Origin of the sequence: Paeniglutamicibacter terrestris, from assembly GCF_012271785.1 — a bacterium.
Taxonomy (GTDB): domain Bacteria; phylum Actinomycetota; class Actinomycetes; order Actinomycetales; family Micrococcaceae; genus Paeniglutamicibacter; species Paeniglutamicibacter terrestris.
In genome coordinates this window covers 25326-40842 of sequence record NZ_JAAWVT010000015.1, presented here as the reverse complement: position 1 = coordinate 40842, position 15517 = coordinate 25326, and the positions used below count along the sequence as shown (strand labels likewise).

Below are 15517 nucleotides of genomic sequence, written 5' to 3'. Positions count from 1 at the left end.
CGCTGAACTGAGCACTGGCAGCAAAAGACCGGGCGGGGAACCTTTTCAGGTTCCCCGCCCGGTCTTTTGCACCCGCCGCGTGCCAATTAACCGATCTTGGAGTGTGTGGCCCCACCGATTTGATCGTTGTTGATCGGTTCGGTGCCCCGCGCCTTCGCGATGGAGCGCATCAGATGGTAAATGACCAGAGTGGCCACGGTACCCATGGCGATACCGCCGAGCTTCACGTCTCCAAAGGCCAAATCCGAGGTAATGGCGATGGCGATGATCAGTCCGGTGCCGGCGGTCATCAAGTTGATCGGGTTAGAGAAGTCGACCTTGTTCTGCACCCAAAGCCTGGCACCAATGATCCCGATCATGCCGTAGAGCACGATGCCAGCCCCTCCGGAGACCCCGGCGGGGATGGTGTTGATGACCGCGCCAAACTTCGGGAAGAACGCCACCAAGATCGCGACAAAACCGGCGATCCAGTAGGCGGCAGTGGAGTACACGCGCGAGGAGGCCATCACACCAATGTTCTCCGCGTAGGTGGTGGTGCCAGATCCGCCGCCGAATCCCGCCAACATCGTGGCGGCGCCGTCGGCCATGATCGCCCGGCCATTCACGTCATCAAGATCGCGCCCGGTCATCAAACCCACGGTTTTCACGTGTCCGATGTTCTCCGCGAGCAGCACAAAGACCACCGGTAGGAAGACCAGCAGGGTGTCCAGGTGGAAGCTCGGGGTGGAGAAGGCCGGCAGGCCCAACCAGCCGGCCTTTTCGATGGGTTCGAAGTCCACTTGGCCCTGGGCCAGTGCCACCAGGTAGCCGATGACCAGGCCCACCAGGATGGACAGGCGTCCCAGCAGACCCTTAAACAACACGGCGGAAACCACGATGGCCAGCACCGTGGCGAAGGTGGTCAGCGGGAACTCCTTCATCGGGGTGAGGGTGGCGGAGGCCAGGTTGAGGCCGATCAACGCGACGATGGTGCCCATCACCACCGGGGGCATCAGCGCGTGGATCCACCCGGTGCCGGATTTCTGCACGATCACACCGATGATAAACAGCGCCACACCCGAAACGACGATGCCGCCCAGTGCCCCGGACATGCCGTGGCCGGCCATGGCCGCGGACACCGGGGCAATAAAGGCAAAGGAGGAACCCAGGTAGCTGGGCACCCGGCCGGAGGTGAAGATCAAGAAGAGCAGTGTGCCAACACCGGAGAAGAACAGCGTGGTGGTCGCCGGGAAACCGGTGAGCGCCGGGACCAAAACGGTGGAACCGAACATCGCCATCACGTGTTGCACGCCAATGGAGATGGTCTGCGGCCAGTGCAACCGCTCGTTGGGGGCAACCACATCCCCGGGAGAGATGGACTTGCCGTCGCCGTGCAGCGACCAGCCAATGCCGAATCGATTGCTCATGGGTGTGCCTTCCGGGCGCTGGGTGTAGTGCAAAATGCCGTCGGGGTTCGGCGAAAGGCAAAACCCCCGAGTGCATTTTACCCATCCCCACGAACACCGCGGTGGTGAGGCGCGAAAAGTGAGCGCGGTCCGCTAAATCGCCGGTGCCTTCTGCGCGGTTAATACCGGGTCGCTTTGCTGCTCTGTGTCCGCGCCGGTCTGGGCGAAGAAGCCCAGCTCGTGAAGGGAGGAAACCTCAAAGGCCTGCCACATGGACACCCGCGTGGAAGGCTCGGCGTGATGCAGCACGTCCCGCGTGATGTTGATGGCTTCACGGGTAAGAGCGTCAAACTCTTCGGAGGCGTAATTGCTCAGCCAATCGGCATAGGGATGCTCTGGATGGTTGGCGGCAGCCAACCGCCGACCCACGTCCTGATAGATCCAGAAGCACGGCAGCAGGGCAGCTACCAGCACGGGGTAGTCATGCGCGCTGGAGGAGAGATGATTCAGGTAGGCGTCGGTGGCGGTGCTCGGTTCCGGGAGCTGGTTTCCCAGTCGGCCGCGGTGCAGCGCTAGCTCCTCCTCCAGACAGCTGGCGGCACTTGCCGCCCAGAAGCGTCGAGCCGCCTCGTCGGGGGCCAGCGCCGAGGCCTTGGACATGACGCTGGCGTAGCCGCGCAGATAGAGCGCGTCCTGGCCGAGGTAGTCCTCAAAGTGTTCAAGCGCTAGGGTGCCAGCGGACAGCTCAGTGATGAAGGCGAGCTGATTAATCCCGGTGAGGATGGGGGTGATCTCTTCCCACCAGTGCGGCATGGGGTCCTCGCCGGCCCCCTCGGGTGCTCGATCCCAGAGTGTGGCCAGATGATTCAGAGGTCCGTGGCCGTGCCCCACCCGCAGATCATCTGAGCGAGTAATGGCCTCGGTCAGCCAGGTCTTGGTCTGTGCCAGCGCCGTGGGCCAATGCCCGCCGCGGGCATAGTGAGTGGCCAGAGCGGCGGAGAGCGAGCAGCCGGTACCGTGCGTGTTCTGCGTGTCCAGGCGCGGGGAGCTGACCTCGGTGAGCACACCGGTAGCGTCAATTAATGCGTCCCTACAGCTAGTCCCTTCCAGATGCCCACCCTTGGCCAACACCAGTAGCCGGTATTCGGCTGCCACCGCGCGTGCCTGGCCAACCGCTTGCTCCCAAGTTGCGGCCACCGCTCCGCGGGCCAACACGCCGAGCTCCGGAATATTGGGGGTGATGACATCGGCGTGGGTGAAGAGCTGGCGCAGGGCCGCATCGGCGGCGGGATCCAACAGGCTGTCCCCACTGGTGGCAATCATGACCGGATCAAGGATGACCGTCGGCACCATGGCACCTGCCAGTCCGGTAGGGGTGCGGATCGTGTTCAGCCAGTCACCCAGTGCGGTGATGACCTCGGCATTGGCCAGCATGCCAATTTTGATCGCGTCGATGTGTAAGTCAGCGGCGATGGCGGTGAGTTGTTCGGTGAGGAAGGAGGCGGGGGGAACGTGCACCGCCCGGACCCCACGAGTGTTTTGTGCTGTCAGCGCGCTGATGACCGCCATTCCGTAGCCGCCGGCGGCGGCGATGGACTTCAGATCCGCCTGAATCCCGGCACCCCCGGAGGGGTCAGAACCGGCAATGGAGAGGATGTTCTTGATGCTGGGCCTTTGGTGCGCCGTGGCGGAATGGGTCATCGGATGCTCTCTTCCCAGAGGGTACGCAGGTGGATGGTGGCGGCACGGGGGTCTTGTGCTGCGCAGATGGCACGCACCACGGCGATTCCCGCGGCCCCGGCGGCGGCCAGTGGGCTCACGTCTTCTTCATGAATCCCACCGATGGCGATCACCGGCAGCTTGGTGGTTTGCACCACGCGGGCCAGGCCAGCATGGCCCAATGGCTCGGGGTGATCCTTTTTGGTGGGGGTGGCGTGAACCGCGCCAACACCCAGATATGTAAGGGTCCCGGGTAGGTGCTCCTCGAGAGTATTGGCGACCCGAATTTCCTGCGCCGTAGCGGCGCTGAGCCCCAGGATGGCCGCGGGTCCGATGAGCTGGCGGACCAAGGCCGGGCCAAGATCCGACTGGCCAATGTGCACACCCTGTACCGAGGCGCCGGCGGCACGGGCCGCCAGATACACGTCCACTCGATCATTGATCAGCAGATCCGCGCGCCCGGCGGTGTGCTTGGCGCAGGCCAGAACGATGTCCAGGAATTCCGCGGCGGAGGTGTCCTTACAACGCAGTTGAACGGTTCTGATACCGCCGGCCACGGCCTGGGCCACTACGTTGTGAAGTTCCCGCCCGGCGGTGGAGGCCGAATCTGCCACCAGATACACACCACGGGTAATGCTCGGGCTCATGAGAGTACCGCCGTGGCACGAAGCTGTTCGGGGGATAGGAGGTGCAGGGCATCTAGGAAAGCGGGGGCAAAGGAACCCGGGCCCAAGGACATGGCCTCGGCGCGCGTTGCGGCGGCCGAGTAGAAGGCATGAGCACTCACCGTGGCCACCAGTGGATCGGGGTGGGCCGGAAGAAACGCTGCACAGATGGCCCCCAGGGCGCAGCCGCCGCCGGTGATCCGGGTGAGCATGGGGCTGCCACCGTGAACGTGAACGCTGCGTCTGCCATCGGTAATCAGATCCGTGGGGCCGGAAACCGCCACTACCGCTCCGGTGCGTAGGGCCAGTTGCCGCGCGGCGTGGGCGGCAGCAGTTACCGAGTCGGTGGATTCAACTCCGCGGCCGCCACCTCCACTCCCGGCCAGTACCAGGATTTCCGAGGGATTGCCGCGAATCACGGTGGGGGAGGCCGCGGCGAATTCATGGGCCAGAGACGTACGAATGCGCAGCGCACCGATGGCCACCGGGTCCAAAACCCACGGGGTGTGTGCGGCGGTAGCCGCGGCCACCGCCTCGCGCATCGAAGCGCGTTGTTCGCTCCCGGGTGTCCCCAAATTCACCAACACGCTAGAGGCCAGTGCAGCGAAGTCTCCGGATTCACCGGGGAAATCAACCATGGCGGCTGAAGCGCCAGCGGCCAGCAGCACATTGGCGGTGAAGTTGGTGACCACGGCATTGGTCAAGCATTGGACCAACGGTGCACCGGCACGCATCGAGTCCAGGGTTTCGGCGAGCACGCCGGGGTCAAGAAAATATGAAGGCGCAATGGCAGGCATTGGCGACATCCCTCCGCTAGCACTAACTAGTTCAGGTTCAACGGGTCTTTTCTCAGCCGGCTCTATGCGCCGGCACCCCGTGTCACTGCCATTGAGCCTATCGACTTGCCTCACGCAGGGACAAGTCGATGTCATGGCTCAGCGAGCCGGTGAGTTGATGAATCGTGGCGGTCTTTATGGCAGGAGGGTACGCGACGTAGGCTCGGAGCTATGGGCACTTTTCCTACACCCCCGAATCCCGTCGCACCGAGTGGCTCGACGGCGCTGAATCAGCTTGAGCTGCCGCAGGTAGTCACCACCTTGCCGGAGCATATCGTTGAGCTCGTCGCATCGATGCACGATGTGGTGTCCACTCGGCTTGCGCACCCACGCCGTTTTCGGGCTTCGCAGCTCAAGGCGCTCGAACGCATGCTGGAGGCCCATGAACAGGACTTCCTCGACGCGCTCGCCGATGACCTGGGCAAGGGTCCGGTGGAGGCGAAGATGACCGAGATCGACATGGTGCGCGTGGAGATTGATCATGCGCAGCTGCATCTCTCGGAGTGGATGGAATCCAAGTCGGTGAAAATCCCGTTGGCCCTCCAGCCGGCCGCGGCTAAAATCGAGCCACAACCGCTGGGCGTGGTGCTGGTCATTGGTGCCTGGAACTACCCGCTGCAGTTGATCCTCGCGCCGCTGGTTGCCTCCATTGCCGCTGGCAACGTCACGGTTCTGAAGCCTTCGGAGCTGGCCCCGGCGACCTCGGCACTACTGGGTCGACTGATTCCTCAGTTCCTTGATCAGCGTGCCTGTGCGGTGGTTCAGGGCGGAGCCTCAACCACCACGGTGCTGCTCAAACAGCAGTTTGACCACATTTTTTACACCGGTGGGGAGCGCGTGGGCAAGATTGTGGCCGTCGCCGCGGCCCAGCAGCTCACCCCGGTGACCCTAGAGCTGGGTGGTAAGTCCCCGGCCGTGGTGATGGACGGAGCTAGCGCCGCGGTGGCGCGTCGTCTCGTGTTCGGGAAGTTTATGAATGCGGGTCAGACCTGCGTGGCTCCGGATTATGTCTTGGCGGTTGGAGACTCGGCGCGAGCGCTGGAGAAATCCTTGGCGAAGGTCATCACCTCCTTCTACGGCAAAAATCCATTGCTCAGTAAGGACTATGGGCGCATCGTCAACCGAGCCCATTTTGACCGTCTGGTCGCCTGTCTAGACGACGGCGAAGTACTCATCGGTGGAGGCTACGACGAGGACACCTTGAAAATTGAACCGACCGTCATGATCAACATCGATCCTGATTCCCCGCTGCTGCGGGAGGAGATCTTCGGACCGATCCTGCCGATCATCTCGGTGGAGAGTTTTGATGCTGCGGTGCGTTTTATTAATGCTCGTCCCAACCCGTTGGTCGCCTACCTTTTCAGCGAGAACCCGCGGCTGCAATCGGCCTATGGGGATCAGGTGCGGGCCGGGGCCATCGTGCACAACGCGCCTAACGTGCACCTTGCCGTTCCAACGCTGCCCTTTGGTGGTGTGGGCACCTCCGGAATGGGTTCATACCACGGGCGGCATGGGTTCGAGCGGCTCTCGCAGATGCGTGCGGTATTGGGTAAGACCACCGTGGTGGATACGATGCGGGCCGTCTACCCGCCATACACCTGGGCCAAGTCGAAGCTCATCGACAGAATGCTCTAAGTCGTCGAGCGGACTAAAATAAGGCTCCTACCTGCTTCTATTCCATATGTGGAATAGAAGCAGGTAGGAGCCTTTGGTGCTTCCCAGCTACCTGGGAAAGCCACCGCGTGACTAGCCGAGCACCGAATCAACGATCGTTTTTGCCTCGGCCTGAACCCGTGCCAAATGCTCATCGCCCAGGAACGATTCGGCGTAGATCTTGTACTTGTCCTCCGTGCCCGAGGGGCGTGCGGCGAACCAGGCGTTCTCGGTCGTGACCTTCAAACCGCCGATCTTCGCCCCATTTCCCGGAGCCTCGGTGAGCCGTGCGGTGATCTCTTCGCCGGCCAACATCCGCGCCGACACATCGGTGGCGGCGAGGTTGCCCAGGCGCGCCTTTTGTTCGCGGTTGGCCTCGGCGTCAATCCGCGCATAACTCGGGGCGCCATGTTGCGCCACCAATGAGCCATAGTGCACCGACGGGCTAGAACCGGTGACCGCGGTGATCTCGCTGGCCAGCAGGGCCAGCAAAATGCCATCCTTATCGGTGGTCCAGGTGCCACCGTCATGGCGCAGGAAGGACGCGCCGGCGGATTCCTCGCCACCGAAGGCCCCGGTGCCATCAAGCAATCCCGGAACAAACCATTTGAAGCCCACCGGGACCTCCACCAGGGTGCGGCCCAAGGAGGTGGCGACCCGATCGATCATCGAGGAGGAGACCAGTGTCTTGCCGATGCTGGCATCGGGCGACCAGCCGGTGCGGTGCGTGTACAAGTACTCGATCGCTACGGCCAGGAAATGATTCGGGTTCATCAGCCCGGCATCGGGGGTAACGATGCCGTGCCGGTCGGCGTCCGCATCGTTGCCCGTGGAGATATCAAAGGAGGCGCGGGCGGCGATCAGCGAGGCCATCGCATTGGCCGAGGAGCAATCCATCCGGATCTTGCCGTCGGTATCCAGGGACATGAACGCAAAGCGTGGATCCACCCCCGGATTCACCACGGTCAAATCCAGTTTGTGAGTCTCGGCTATCGCGCCCCAATAGTCCACCGCGGCCCCGCCCATCGGATCGGCGCCAATGCGCAGCCCCGAGGAGCGGATGGCGTCCAGATCCAGGACCGAGGGCAGGTCGTTAACGTAGGAGTCCATGAAGTCGAAGGCGCCGATCTTGCCACCCAGACGCGCGGCGCTGAGCGAGATGCGCTTAACCCCGGCCAGCTTGGCCTCCAACAGCTCATTGGCGCGGTTCGCGATCCATGAGGTGGCGTCGGTATCGGCCGGACCGCCATGCGGAGGGTTGTACTTCAGTCCGCCATCGGCCGGTGGGTTGTGCGAGGGAGTGATGATGATGCCATCGGCGCGTGGTGCGGATTTATTGGCGTTGTGCTTCAGGATCGCATGGCTCAGCGCAGGGGTGGGGGTGAATCCGGTGCGAGCGTCGGTCAGGATAAGAACGTCGTTGCCCGCCAGAACCTCCAGCACGGTATCTTGTGCCGGGTCCGAGAGTGCGTGGGTGTCCTTACCGACAAAAAGCGGACCGGTGATCCCGGCACCGCGGCGGTATTCCACGATGGCTTGGGTGATGGCCGCAATGTGGTCCTCATTGAATGAGCCATTAAGTGAGGTGCCGCGGTGTCCCGAGGTGCCGAAGGCTACGCGCTGGTCGGGATTCGAGGGATCCGGGTGGATCTCAAAGTACGCATCGCGTACTTCTGAGAGGTTGATGAGGTCTTGGGGCAATGCCGGTGTCCCGGCGCGAGGATGGGCCATGGAGCCAGTTTCTCATTCTTTTTGTCTTTGACGCGGGTGATCAGGCAGATGACGTCGTGCTCCCGTTGGCATCGACGCCGACTTATCAGCGTGACCCGCGGAGCGTAATCACGTGTTCGGCCAGAGTTCGAGCGGGGCCGACTAGGAGCTGATCGGGCACCACGTGGTCCTCACCGTCGATATTCAGGGACCAGGTGAAGGCATCACGGACCGCTGGTGCTGTCGCCGGTTCCTGAATGGATCGCAGTTGATTCAGCGCCTGGTGAGCCATTGTGAACCAATCCGGATCCTGTTGACCCGAGGGCTCCTGCGCGGGTAATTCGAGGATCCCACGCCGAGATATGCCGGCCACACCTCCGGAGCGCACCACACGGATGCGCAGTGACTCACTCATCGTCGTTCTCCTTCAGGCGTGGCACCACACCGACCGTGTCCCAGGCCTGCTTCAGTGCGCTTTCGACCGCCGAACCTGCCCCATGATCACGCCGTGCCTGCAGCAGGGTTTGCTCGGCGAAGGTAGCGAAGTCTGCGTTTTCCGGCAGCGTGCGGGTAGCAATAACGTTGAACCACAGGGAACCGGCGGTTTCCCAAGCGTTTCCACCCAGTGCCTTGGCAAAAAGCGCAAACGCTCGGTTGGGAATGCCGGAGTTCAGATGAACTCCGCCGTTATCCTCGGTAGTCTTCACATACTCGGCCATGGTGGCCGGCTGCGGATCCTTGCCCAGAATCGAATCGTTGTAGGCCGTTCCGGGTTCGATCATGGAGCGCAGTGCTACCCCGGTGACCGCCTTGGTGAACAGGCCCTTGCCGATCAGCCAGCTGGCGTGCGCGGCATCGTCTCCGGCCACAAATTGCTCCACCAGCGCGCCAAAGACGTCGGCGATGGATTCGTTCAGTGCCCCGGACTGGCCCTGATATTGAAGATTCGTGGTGTATTGCAGCAGGCCGTGGCCCAGTTCGTGGGCGATCACCGAGAGCGAAGAGGTGAAGGAGTTGAAGATCTCTCCGTCTCCGTCGCCCATCACCATTTGTGTGCCGTCCCAGAACGCGTTGTCATAGTGCTCGCCGTAGTGCACCGTGCCACGCAGCACCAGTCCGGAGCCGTCCAATGAGTTGCGTTTGAACAAATCCGCGAGGAATCCGTAGACGTGCCCCAGCCCGTCATAGGCCCGGTTGACGTCGATGTCCGCACTGGGTTTTTGGCCTTCGGAACGGATCAAGGTCCCGGGGGTGATCTCCACGCCCTGAGCATCGGAAATGATCCGGTTCAGCCGTCCGGTGGGCTCAATAAGCCAGGTGAGTTTCTGGTGGGCTGTGCTGCGTTCGTGCAGCAGGGCCTGATCTAGCAGCATGGTCTGGCGTGCCCGGGTAGCGATGCGCGTACGGGTCACGGAGACCGGGCCATCAGCCTTGTCCAAGGTGGGCTGTGACGAGATAATCTCGCGCATTGATTCCGGCGCCTCCCAAGCCCCATCGCAGGCGGCCATCGCGGCCAAAAGATACGGTGGCACCGCATGGTGCCTAGGGTGGGAACTTGCGGCTGGAGGTTGGGTTTCCTTGTCCATAGACGCAACTCTCCCACCGATTCCTGAGTAGTCAATGTGCGCCCGCTGTGGCTCGGATCGGAGGCTCAGCCGAGCTTCGGGTGGTGCCGCGTCGAAGCCCGCAGGTGGCGGGACGACCCTCGGCCACCAGTCGCCGCTAAGCTGGGAAGTCCGATATCGCGCCGCGGATCAGAACCTCGAGCGGCGCTGACCCCCTCGCCGGAAGGAAATCATGGCCCAGGACGAAGACGGTGCCGGTGAGTCCACAGCGGACCCGTCGTTTAACAATCCGAAGGACCCGCGCTGGTCGCAGAACCCGCACGTGGCGCCAGCGCGCAACCCGTATCTGGAGATGCCACTGGATGCACCGCCAATCGGTGGTGCTCCGCACGGCTCCGGTTACCCGATGGCAGCTCCGGGCAACGGGGGTGGAGCGGGGGAGCGGAACCACGCTGGTGATCCGCGCCGTTATCAGCAACCCGGTTACCCGCTGCAAGAGCGGCAGCCCTCGGGCGTGCTGGCCATCGTTTCCGTCGTGGCAGGAATCATTGGCGTCTTCACCGCAGGGTTGCTGGTGGTCCCAGAGATCGTGGCGATCATCTGCGGGCACCTGGCGCTGAAGCGTGAGCCGCACATGCGCGGTGTCGCGATTGGCGGGCTGGTCACCGGCTACCTCGGGTTGCTGGTCGTCGTGCTGATCGCGGGCCTGCTGGTCTGGGGCTTCTTCGCCACCGTCGGATCCTACTGATCAGGCGCATCACGGGCCCGCCCCGGGGTGACCAGGCAAAACGGCGCTCGCCTGCGGAATCCAATTCCGTGGACGAGCGCCGTTGTATGTTCGGTTTGTTGCAGGGTCCTAGCGGAGCTCGCCCATCAGCTTCTTCAACGCGGGAGACGCCAGCAGCAGGGCGATGCCCAACACGATTGCCGTGCCGCCCAGGGCCAAGAAGTAGGTGATCTCATTGCCCTCGGTGTAGAAACCGGCCAGAATGCCGGCCAGCGTGGTGCCCAGGGACACCGAGAGGGAGAAGAGCGCAATCATCTGCGTCCCAAAGGCGGCCGGAGCCAACTTGGTGGTCACCGATTGACCAATGGGGCTCAGCAACAGCTCTGCCACGGTGCACTCGTCTTCGGGTTTGTGCTTTTGCTATTGATCTTTGTGCCCATCCTTGCCTCCGCTGGTATGTCGTAACCCGCTGACATCCGCGGATGGGCGAGCCCCGCCTCGCCCGGCGCACGTTTACTTAACGGCGCTTCCGGCCATGGCAAGTGAGATGGGCCGGGGGAGGCGCTGAGCCGCTGCGGCAAGTACTCGATTCCCCACTCCTGAAACGACGCTGACGGGTGTCTTTCGGCGATCGAGGGCACGCAGTGCGGTAGTGATGACGGCGCTGGCGCTCTGCAGTCGACCGACCGCCGCGTCCTCGCTGCCGAGAACGTCAAAGAATTCGGTGCGGGTTGCTCCCGGGCAGAGTGCTAGCACGCGAAGGTCGGCGGCCTTCGTCTCATAAGCCAGAGCTTCCGTGAAGCTCAGGACAAAGGCCTTTGTTGCTCCGTAGACTGCCATCCCCGGTACTGGCTGGAATCCCGCGGTGCTGGCCACGTTGATCAGTGCGCCCTGTCCCGAGGCGAGCATTTCCGGAAGAAAAGCCCGCGTGATGTCGACCAAGGTCGCCACATTCAGTGCGATCTCCGAGGCGATCACCGCGGGATCCTCCTCAACCAGCGGGCCGCTCGTGGCGAAACCCGCGTTGTTGATCAATGTATCGATGCTGATGCCCCTGCCCGCGAGTTCATCGCGGAGTTCTGCACCGGCTCCCGGATGGCTCAAATCCTTTGACAGCGTCGTGACCGAAATTCCATGAGCCGTACGCAACTCCCTCGCGAGGTCCTCAAGTCGATCGATTCTGCGCGCAACTAGAACAAGGTTGGCTCCGCGTGCTGCAAATCGAGTGGCAAACTCCGCGCCCAGCCCGGAGCTCGCTCCGGTGATCAGCGCCGTGGTCTGGGTGTACGTCATGGTCTTGGTCATGGTAGATCCGTTCGTTGAATGAATACCCGAAGTAGGCGATGGCAACATAGTAGGCAGTGGCACCATAGTTGTCAATGGCTACATCACAGCTATGCTAGTCATATGATCGATCAGCCTTACCACCACGGAAAGCTCCGCGAAGTATTACTGGACCGTGCGGCGGAATTTATTGAAGAAGCAGGAGTCGAAGGACTTTCACTGCGGCAACTCGCACGGGACGCGGGCGTGAGCCATGCAGCGCCGGGCAAACATTTTCGTGACAAGCAGGCACTTCTTGATGCCCTCGCCCTTCGCGGCTTCCTCGCCATGAATGCCCGAATCACTGAGGCGGCCCGTGCTTCCGGGGACCATCGCGCACGTTTTGTCGAGATCGCTCGTGCCTATGTGAACTTTGCCGTCACTCGACCGGTACTGCTGGCGGTCATGTACTCCACCAAACACCATCCCGATGCCAGCGCCGAACTGCGCTCCATTGGCGAAGATGGCATGAAAATAACGAGGGCTCTCATAACCGAAGCCCAAGACGCCGGCGTCGTGGCACCAGGTGAGCGCGAGACGCTGGCGCAGGTATGTTTTGTCAGCCTCCATGGGGCTGCCGTACTGGCCTCGGGCAACTTCCTTGATGGAACCTCCACCGATGCTTTGGTTCAAGCAACAACCGACCTTCTGTGGGCGGGAATGGCCGCGGGCTTACCTGGCACAGAAGGTGCGTCGGCCAGCTGAGCAGGAGTCAGCGCTAATCCTTGAGCTCGGAGTTGTGCAAGCTCACGACGGTCTTGGGCCACGGGCAGGAAAGGAAGTGCCCAGGTTCGAAAGTCACACGGATCATTAAAAACTGGCGGCCACCAGACCGGGAAAAAATCCGGATCCGGTGGCCGCCAGTTTGTGAGCGGTCTTAGCGAACCTCGCCCATCAGCTTCTTGAGAGCGGGGGAAGCCAGCAGCAGGGCGATGCCCAGCACTATTGCCGTGCCGCCCAGAGCCAGGAAGTAAGTGATCTCATTGCCCTCGGTGTAGAAACCGGCCAGAATGCCGGCCAGCGTGGTGCCCAGGGACACCGAGAGGAAGAAGAGCGCAATCATCTGGGTGCCAAAGGCGGCCGGAGCCAACTTGGTGGTCACCGATTGACCAATGGGGCTCAGCAGCAGCTCTGCCACGGTGCACAGCAGCAGGATGCCGACCAGAGCCAACAGCGGGGTCTTTTCCAAGGAGTCCAACGGAATGAAGACCAAGAAAGCCACACCAACTACCAGCAGGGCCACGGAGAACTTCACCAGGGTGCCCGGCTGGCGCTTGCCTAGTTTGGTCCACAGTGCCGCGAAGACGCCGGCCAAGACGATGATGAAGACCGGGTTGATGGACTGAACCCAGGAGGCCGGCATTTCCCAGCCGAACAGTGAACGGTCCAGGCGTTCCTCCGAGTACACGGCGATGAAGGTGAACTGCTGCTGGAACAGCGCCCAGAATGCCGTAGAAGCGATGTAGAGCGGGATGAAGGCCAGCACATGCTTGCGTTCTACCGCAGTGACTCGCTTGGAGCGCAGCATCAGGGTGAAGTAGATGACCGAGGCCACGATCACCACGTAGGCGATGGTGCGGGCCAGCGACTCGGGGGTCACGATCTTCAAAGAGAAGGCGGCGATGACAACAACGATGAAGGCCACGGCACCAATCAGGTACGCCTTGCGTTCCTTCACCGGCAGGGGATTGCTGACAACCTGAACCGAATTGGGCAGGTTTTTGCGACCGCTGATGTAAATCGCCAGGCCAATGAGCATTCCTACCGCTGCGGCACCGAAGCCGATGTGGAAACCCCAGCGTAGTTGCAGGAAACCGGTGAGCAGCGGGCCAATGAGGCCACCGATGTTCACGCCCATGTAGAAGATTGAGAAGCCAGCGTCGCGGCGCGGGTCATCCTTGGCATAGAGCGAACCGACTAGGGCGGTGGCGTTGGCCTTGAGTCCGCCCGAGCCCACGGCAACCAGAATCAGGCCCACGGCGAGTCCTGCGGCGCCCGGAAGCACTGCTAGGGCGACGTGTCCGGCCATGATCATGATGGCAGCGCAAAGCAGCACCTTCTCGGAACCCAATAGCCGGTCCGCCACCCAGGCACCAAGGATGGTGCTCAAGTAAACGGCGCCGCCGTAGGCGCCAACGAGGGAGAGTGCCAGGTCCTTGGGGAGCCCCAGACCACCTTCGGCGACCGAGAAGTACATGTAGTACGCCAGGATTGCTTGCATCCCGTAGAAGGAGAATCGTTCCCACATCTCGATGCTGAACAGATTCGAAAGCGTTTTTGGGTGGCCAAAGAAACCGGTCGAGGACTGATCCTTCAGCGAGGTGGATATAGACATGAAATCAATTTTTCGCTCGTGACGCACGCCATGCCCACTTTGTAGATCAATCTCACATTTCGGATATTTGTGCGGCGAGGGCCAAGAGCTGCAATTCCGAACCCGCTCGGCCAATCATTTGCACACCCATCGACAGCCCTTCGGCGGTGGTGAAGGTGGGCACCGTGATGGCTGGCAAGCCGGAGACATTAACCATCGAGGTAAAGGGCGTGTACTGACACTGGCGCATGTAGTCGGTGTCGGCATCCTGCCCGGTATAAAAACCGATTTCCGGGGGTGTGTGGGCCATGGCCGGGGTCAGCACTACGTCATAGTGTCCCCACTGAGTACGCATATCCGCGGCGATCTCGCGGAGGCGAAGTGCTGCGGCAAGAGAGGTGTTGCGTTCCCGTGCCCTGGCACGCTCCCTGAAGGACCGCGCTAGTGTCCCCAGTTTTTCTTCGCGGCCGGCCGGAATGGGGGCGGCGGCCAGTCCGCTGGTCCAAACCGTGGAGAAGATTTCGGGGTATGCGGTGTCGTAGAAGATCTCCGCTTCCTCGAGGTAGTGACCGCGGGCTCCCAGGGCCTTGATGCCCGCCGCTAACGCGGCGTGAGCTTCGGGGGCTAAACGAATCTCGTAGAGAGAAGCGAAGGGGCTGAGCGTGCTGATGCCGATGCGCAATCCACGCAGCGACTCGATTGCCCCGCCGGAAAGTGCCTCAAGGGTGGTTTCGCGGCTCGGGTCGATCATGGCGTCCAACAGCAACGCCGCATCGCGTGCGGTGCGGGCCAGCGGGCCAGAAACGGTGAGTCGGGGCGCGCCAAAGCTATCAACTCTTCCGTCCAACACGTCGCTGGGAATCGTGCCCAGGGTTGGCTTCAACCCAATCAAGCCACAAGCCGAGGCCGGGATGCGTACCGATCCACCACCGTCGTTCCCCGGTCCGAAGGGAAGCATCCCCGCGGCCACCGCGGCGGCCTCACCGCCGCTGGAGCCGCCGGCAGAAAGCGCCCGGTTCAACGGGTTGCGTGCCGGTGGTGAGACATCATTTTCCGAGTGAGAGCTGAGTCCAAACTCCGGGACTTGGGTTTTGCCCAGAGAAATGGCCCCGGCCCTCGTCAAAGTGGCCACCAACGGCGAATCCCGCGGTGCGATGGCGGGTTCTAGGGCGGCGGTTCCGTAACCGGTGACCACGCCCGCCACATCCAGCAGATCCTTATAGGCCAGCGGCATGCCATGGAGCATCCCCAGGGGCCCTCCCGCGGCTAAGTGCTCATCGGCGCGCGTCGCGGCGTCCAAGGCTCGCTCCGCTGTGATCGTGACAAACGATCCGAGTCCGGGATTAAGCTCCTGGATCCGAGCCAAATAGTGCTCGGACGCTTCACGAGCACTGATTTCTGCGCGATGTAGGGCATCACGCAGCTCAAGCGCCGTCAGCGCGGATATTTGGGACATCTTTGACTCCTTGGACATCGGGAGGGCAGGTCATGCGCAGCCATCAACACGGTGCACTTTCACTTGTCGTTACGGAGCACCTAGCCACCTTCGAGACTAGTACGGATTCGCACGGAGAGGTCCGCGTTTTCCGGGCTCCGCAGCATCGGCGCTGCAACCCCTGC

14 protein-coding genes and 1 riboswitch are annotated in these 15517 nt (G+C 62.3%); of the genes, 3 read left to right on the top strand and 11 right to left on the bottom strand.

All coding sequences use genetic code 11. The features are described from left to right. Positions 1-86 precede the first annotated feature (86 nt). From HED64_RS18965 to thiM, 4 genes are all read right to left on the bottom strand, one after another. On the bottom strand, positions 87-1406 hold the full coding sequence (locus HED64_RS18965; RefSeq protein WP_168153510.1) for a uracil-xanthine permease family protein: 1320 nt from the start codon (positions 1404-1406) through the stop codon (positions 87-89). A gap of 132 nt (positions 1407-1538) precedes the next feature. Next, positions 1539-3086: a bifunctional hydroxymethylpyrimidine kinase/phosphomethylpyrimidine kinase gene (gene thiD, locus HED64_RS18960; RefSeq protein ID WP_168153509.1), complete on the bottom strand. Its 1548-nt coding sequence runs from the start codon at positions 3084-3086 to the stop codon at positions 1539-1541. Next, on the bottom strand, positions 3083-3751 hold the full coding sequence (gene thiE, locus HED64_RS18955) for a thiamine phosphate synthase (protein WP_168153508.1): 669 nt from the start codon (positions 3749-3751) through the stop codon (positions 3083-3085). The genes thiD and thiE overlap by 4 nt, the downstream gene beginning before the upstream one ends. Continuing rightward, entirely contained in the window at positions 3748-4566 is an 819-nt protein-coding gene (gene thiM, locus HED64_RS18950; protein WP_168153507.1) for a hydroxyethylthiazole kinase, read from the bottom strand. Before thiM ends, thiE begins: the two co-directional genes overlap by 4 nt. Beyond that, positions 4558-4656, bottom strand: a riboswitch (TPP riboswitch). It overlaps the preceding gene by 9 nt. 120 nt (positions 4657-4776) lie before the next feature. On the opposite strand from thiM, the gene HED64_RS18945 reads away from it, so the two are divergent. Continuing rightward, positions 4777-6240, top strand: coding sequence for an aldehyde dehydrogenase family protein (locus HED64_RS18945; protein ID WP_168153506.1), 1464 nt, complete (start codon positions 4777-4779; stop codon positions 6238-6240). Between the two features lie 111 nt (positions 6241-6351). On the opposite strand, the gene pgm is transcribed toward HED64_RS18945, so the two are convergent. From pgm to HED64_RS18930, 3 genes are all read right to left on the bottom strand, one after another. Further along, a complete protein-coding gene (gene pgm / locus HED64_RS18940) occupies positions 6352-7989 on the bottom strand; it encodes a phosphoglucomutase (alpha-D-glucose-1,6-bisphosphate-dependent) (protein WP_168153505.1) in 1638 nt (545 codons plus the stop codon). 85 nt (positions 7990-8074) lie between these two features. Further along, entirely contained in the window at positions 8075-8383 is a 309-nt protein-coding gene (locus HED64_RS18935; protein ID WP_168153504.1) for a protealysin inhibitor emfourin, read from the bottom strand. Beyond that, on the bottom strand, positions 8376-9437 hold the full coding sequence (locus HED64_RS18930; RefSeq protein ID WP_245326102.1) for a M4 family metallopeptidase: 1062 nt from the start codon (positions 9435-9437) through the stop codon (positions 8376-8378). The genes HED64_RS18935 and HED64_RS18930 overlap by 8 nt, the downstream gene beginning before the upstream one ends. 328 nt (positions 9438-9765) lie before the next feature. On the opposite strand from HED64_RS18930, the gene HED64_RS18925 reads away from it, so the two are divergent. Continuing rightward, entirely contained in the window at positions 9766-10281 is a 516-nt protein-coding gene (locus HED64_RS18925; RefSeq protein ID WP_168153502.1) for a DUF4190 domain-containing protein, read from the top strand. A 108-nt stretch (positions 10282-10389) separates the two neighbouring features. Here HED64_RS18925 and HED64_RS18920 read toward each other — a convergent pair whose 3' ends face one another. Both HED64_RS18920 and HED64_RS18915 read right to left on the bottom strand, forming a co-directional pair. Next, complete coding sequence (locus tag HED64_RS18920; RefSeq protein ID WP_483428613.1) at positions 10390-10650, bottom strand: hypothetical protein; 261 nt, start codon at positions 10648-10650, stop codon at positions 10390-10392. A 123-nt stretch (positions 10651-10773) separates the two neighbouring features. Then, positions 10774-11565 (bottom strand): SDR family NAD(P)-dependent oxidoreductase, encoded by a 792-nt coding sequence (locus HED64_RS18915; protein WP_168153501.1) that lies wholly within the window; start codon positions 11563-11565, stop codon positions 10774-10776. 102 nt (positions 11566-11667) lie between these two features. On the opposite strand from HED64_RS18915, the gene HED64_RS18910 reads away from it, so the two are divergent. Continuing rightward, positions 11668-12288: a TetR/AcrR family transcriptional regulator gene (locus HED64_RS18910; RefSeq protein WP_168153500.1), complete on the top strand. Its 621-nt coding sequence runs from the start codon at positions 11668-11670 to the stop codon at positions 12286-12288. 172 nt (positions 12289-12460) lie between these two features. Here HED64_RS18910 and HED64_RS18905 read toward each other — a convergent pair whose 3' ends face one another. Both HED64_RS18905 and HED64_RS18900 read right to left on the bottom strand, forming a co-directional pair. Next, positions 12461-13918, bottom strand: a complete 1458-nt coding sequence (locus HED64_RS18905; RefSeq protein WP_168153499.1) for a peptide MFS transporter — start codon at positions 13916-13918, stop codon at positions 12461-12463. A gap of 52 nt (positions 13919-13970) precedes the next feature. Continuing rightward, entirely contained in the window at positions 13971-15353 is a 1383-nt protein-coding gene (locus HED64_RS18900) for an amidase (protein ID WP_168153498.1), read from the bottom strand. Positions 15354-15517 lie beyond the last annotated feature (164 nt).

Excerpts from the sequence above, each read along its gene's own strand:
- HED64_RS18930 (WP_245326102.1), bottom strand. The coding sequence starts at position 9,437 with ATGCGCGAGATTATCTCGTCACAGCCCACCTTGGACAAGGCTGATGGC.
- HED64_RS18905 (WP_168153499.1), bottom strand. The coding sequence starts at position 13,918 with ATGTCTATATCCACCTCGCTGAAGGATCAGTCCTCGACCGGTTTCTTT.
- HED64_RS18915 (WP_168153501.1), bottom strand. The coding sequence starts at position 11,565 with ATGACCAAGACCATGACGTACACCCAGACCACGGCGCTGATCACCGGA.
- thiD (WP_168153509.1), bottom strand. The coding sequence starts at position 3,086 with ATGACCCATTCCGCCACGGCGCACCAAAGGCCCAGCATCAAGAACATC.
- HED64_RS18910 (WP_168153500.1), top strand. The coding sequence starts at position 11,668 with ATGATCGATCAGCCTTACCACCACGGAAAGCTCCGCGAAGTATTACTG.
- thiM (WP_168153507.1), bottom strand. The coding sequence starts at position 4,566 with ATGCCTGCCATTGCGCCTTCATATTTTCTTGACCCCGGCGTGCTCGCC.
- HED64_RS18965 (WP_168153510.1), bottom strand. The coding sequence starts at position 1,406 with ATGAGCAATCGATTCGGCATTGGCTGGTCGCTGCACGGCGACGGCAAG.
- HED64_RS18900 (WP_168153498.1), bottom strand. The coding sequence starts at position 15,353 with ATGTCCCAAATATCCGCGCTGACGGCGCTTGAGCTGCGTGATGCCCTA.
- pgm (WP_168153505.1), bottom strand. The coding sequence starts at position 7,989 with ATGGCCCATCCTCGCGCCGGGACACCGGCATTGCCCCAAGACCTCATC.
- HED64_RS18945 (WP_168153506.1), top strand. The coding sequence starts at position 4,777 with ATGGGCACTTTTCCTACACCCCCGAATCCCGTCGCACCGAGTGGCTCG.
- HED64_RS18935 (WP_168153504.1), bottom strand. The coding sequence starts at position 8,383 with ATGAGTGAGTCACTGCGCATCCGTGTGGTGCGCTCCGGAGGTGTGGCC.
- HED64_RS18925 (WP_168153502.1), top strand. The coding sequence starts at position 9,766 with ATGGCCCAGGACGAAGACGGTGCCGGTGAGTCCACAGCGGACCCGTCG.
- thiE (WP_168153508.1), bottom strand. The coding sequence starts at position 3,751 with ATGAGCCCGAGCATTACCCGTGGTGTGTATCTGGTGGCAGATTCGGCC.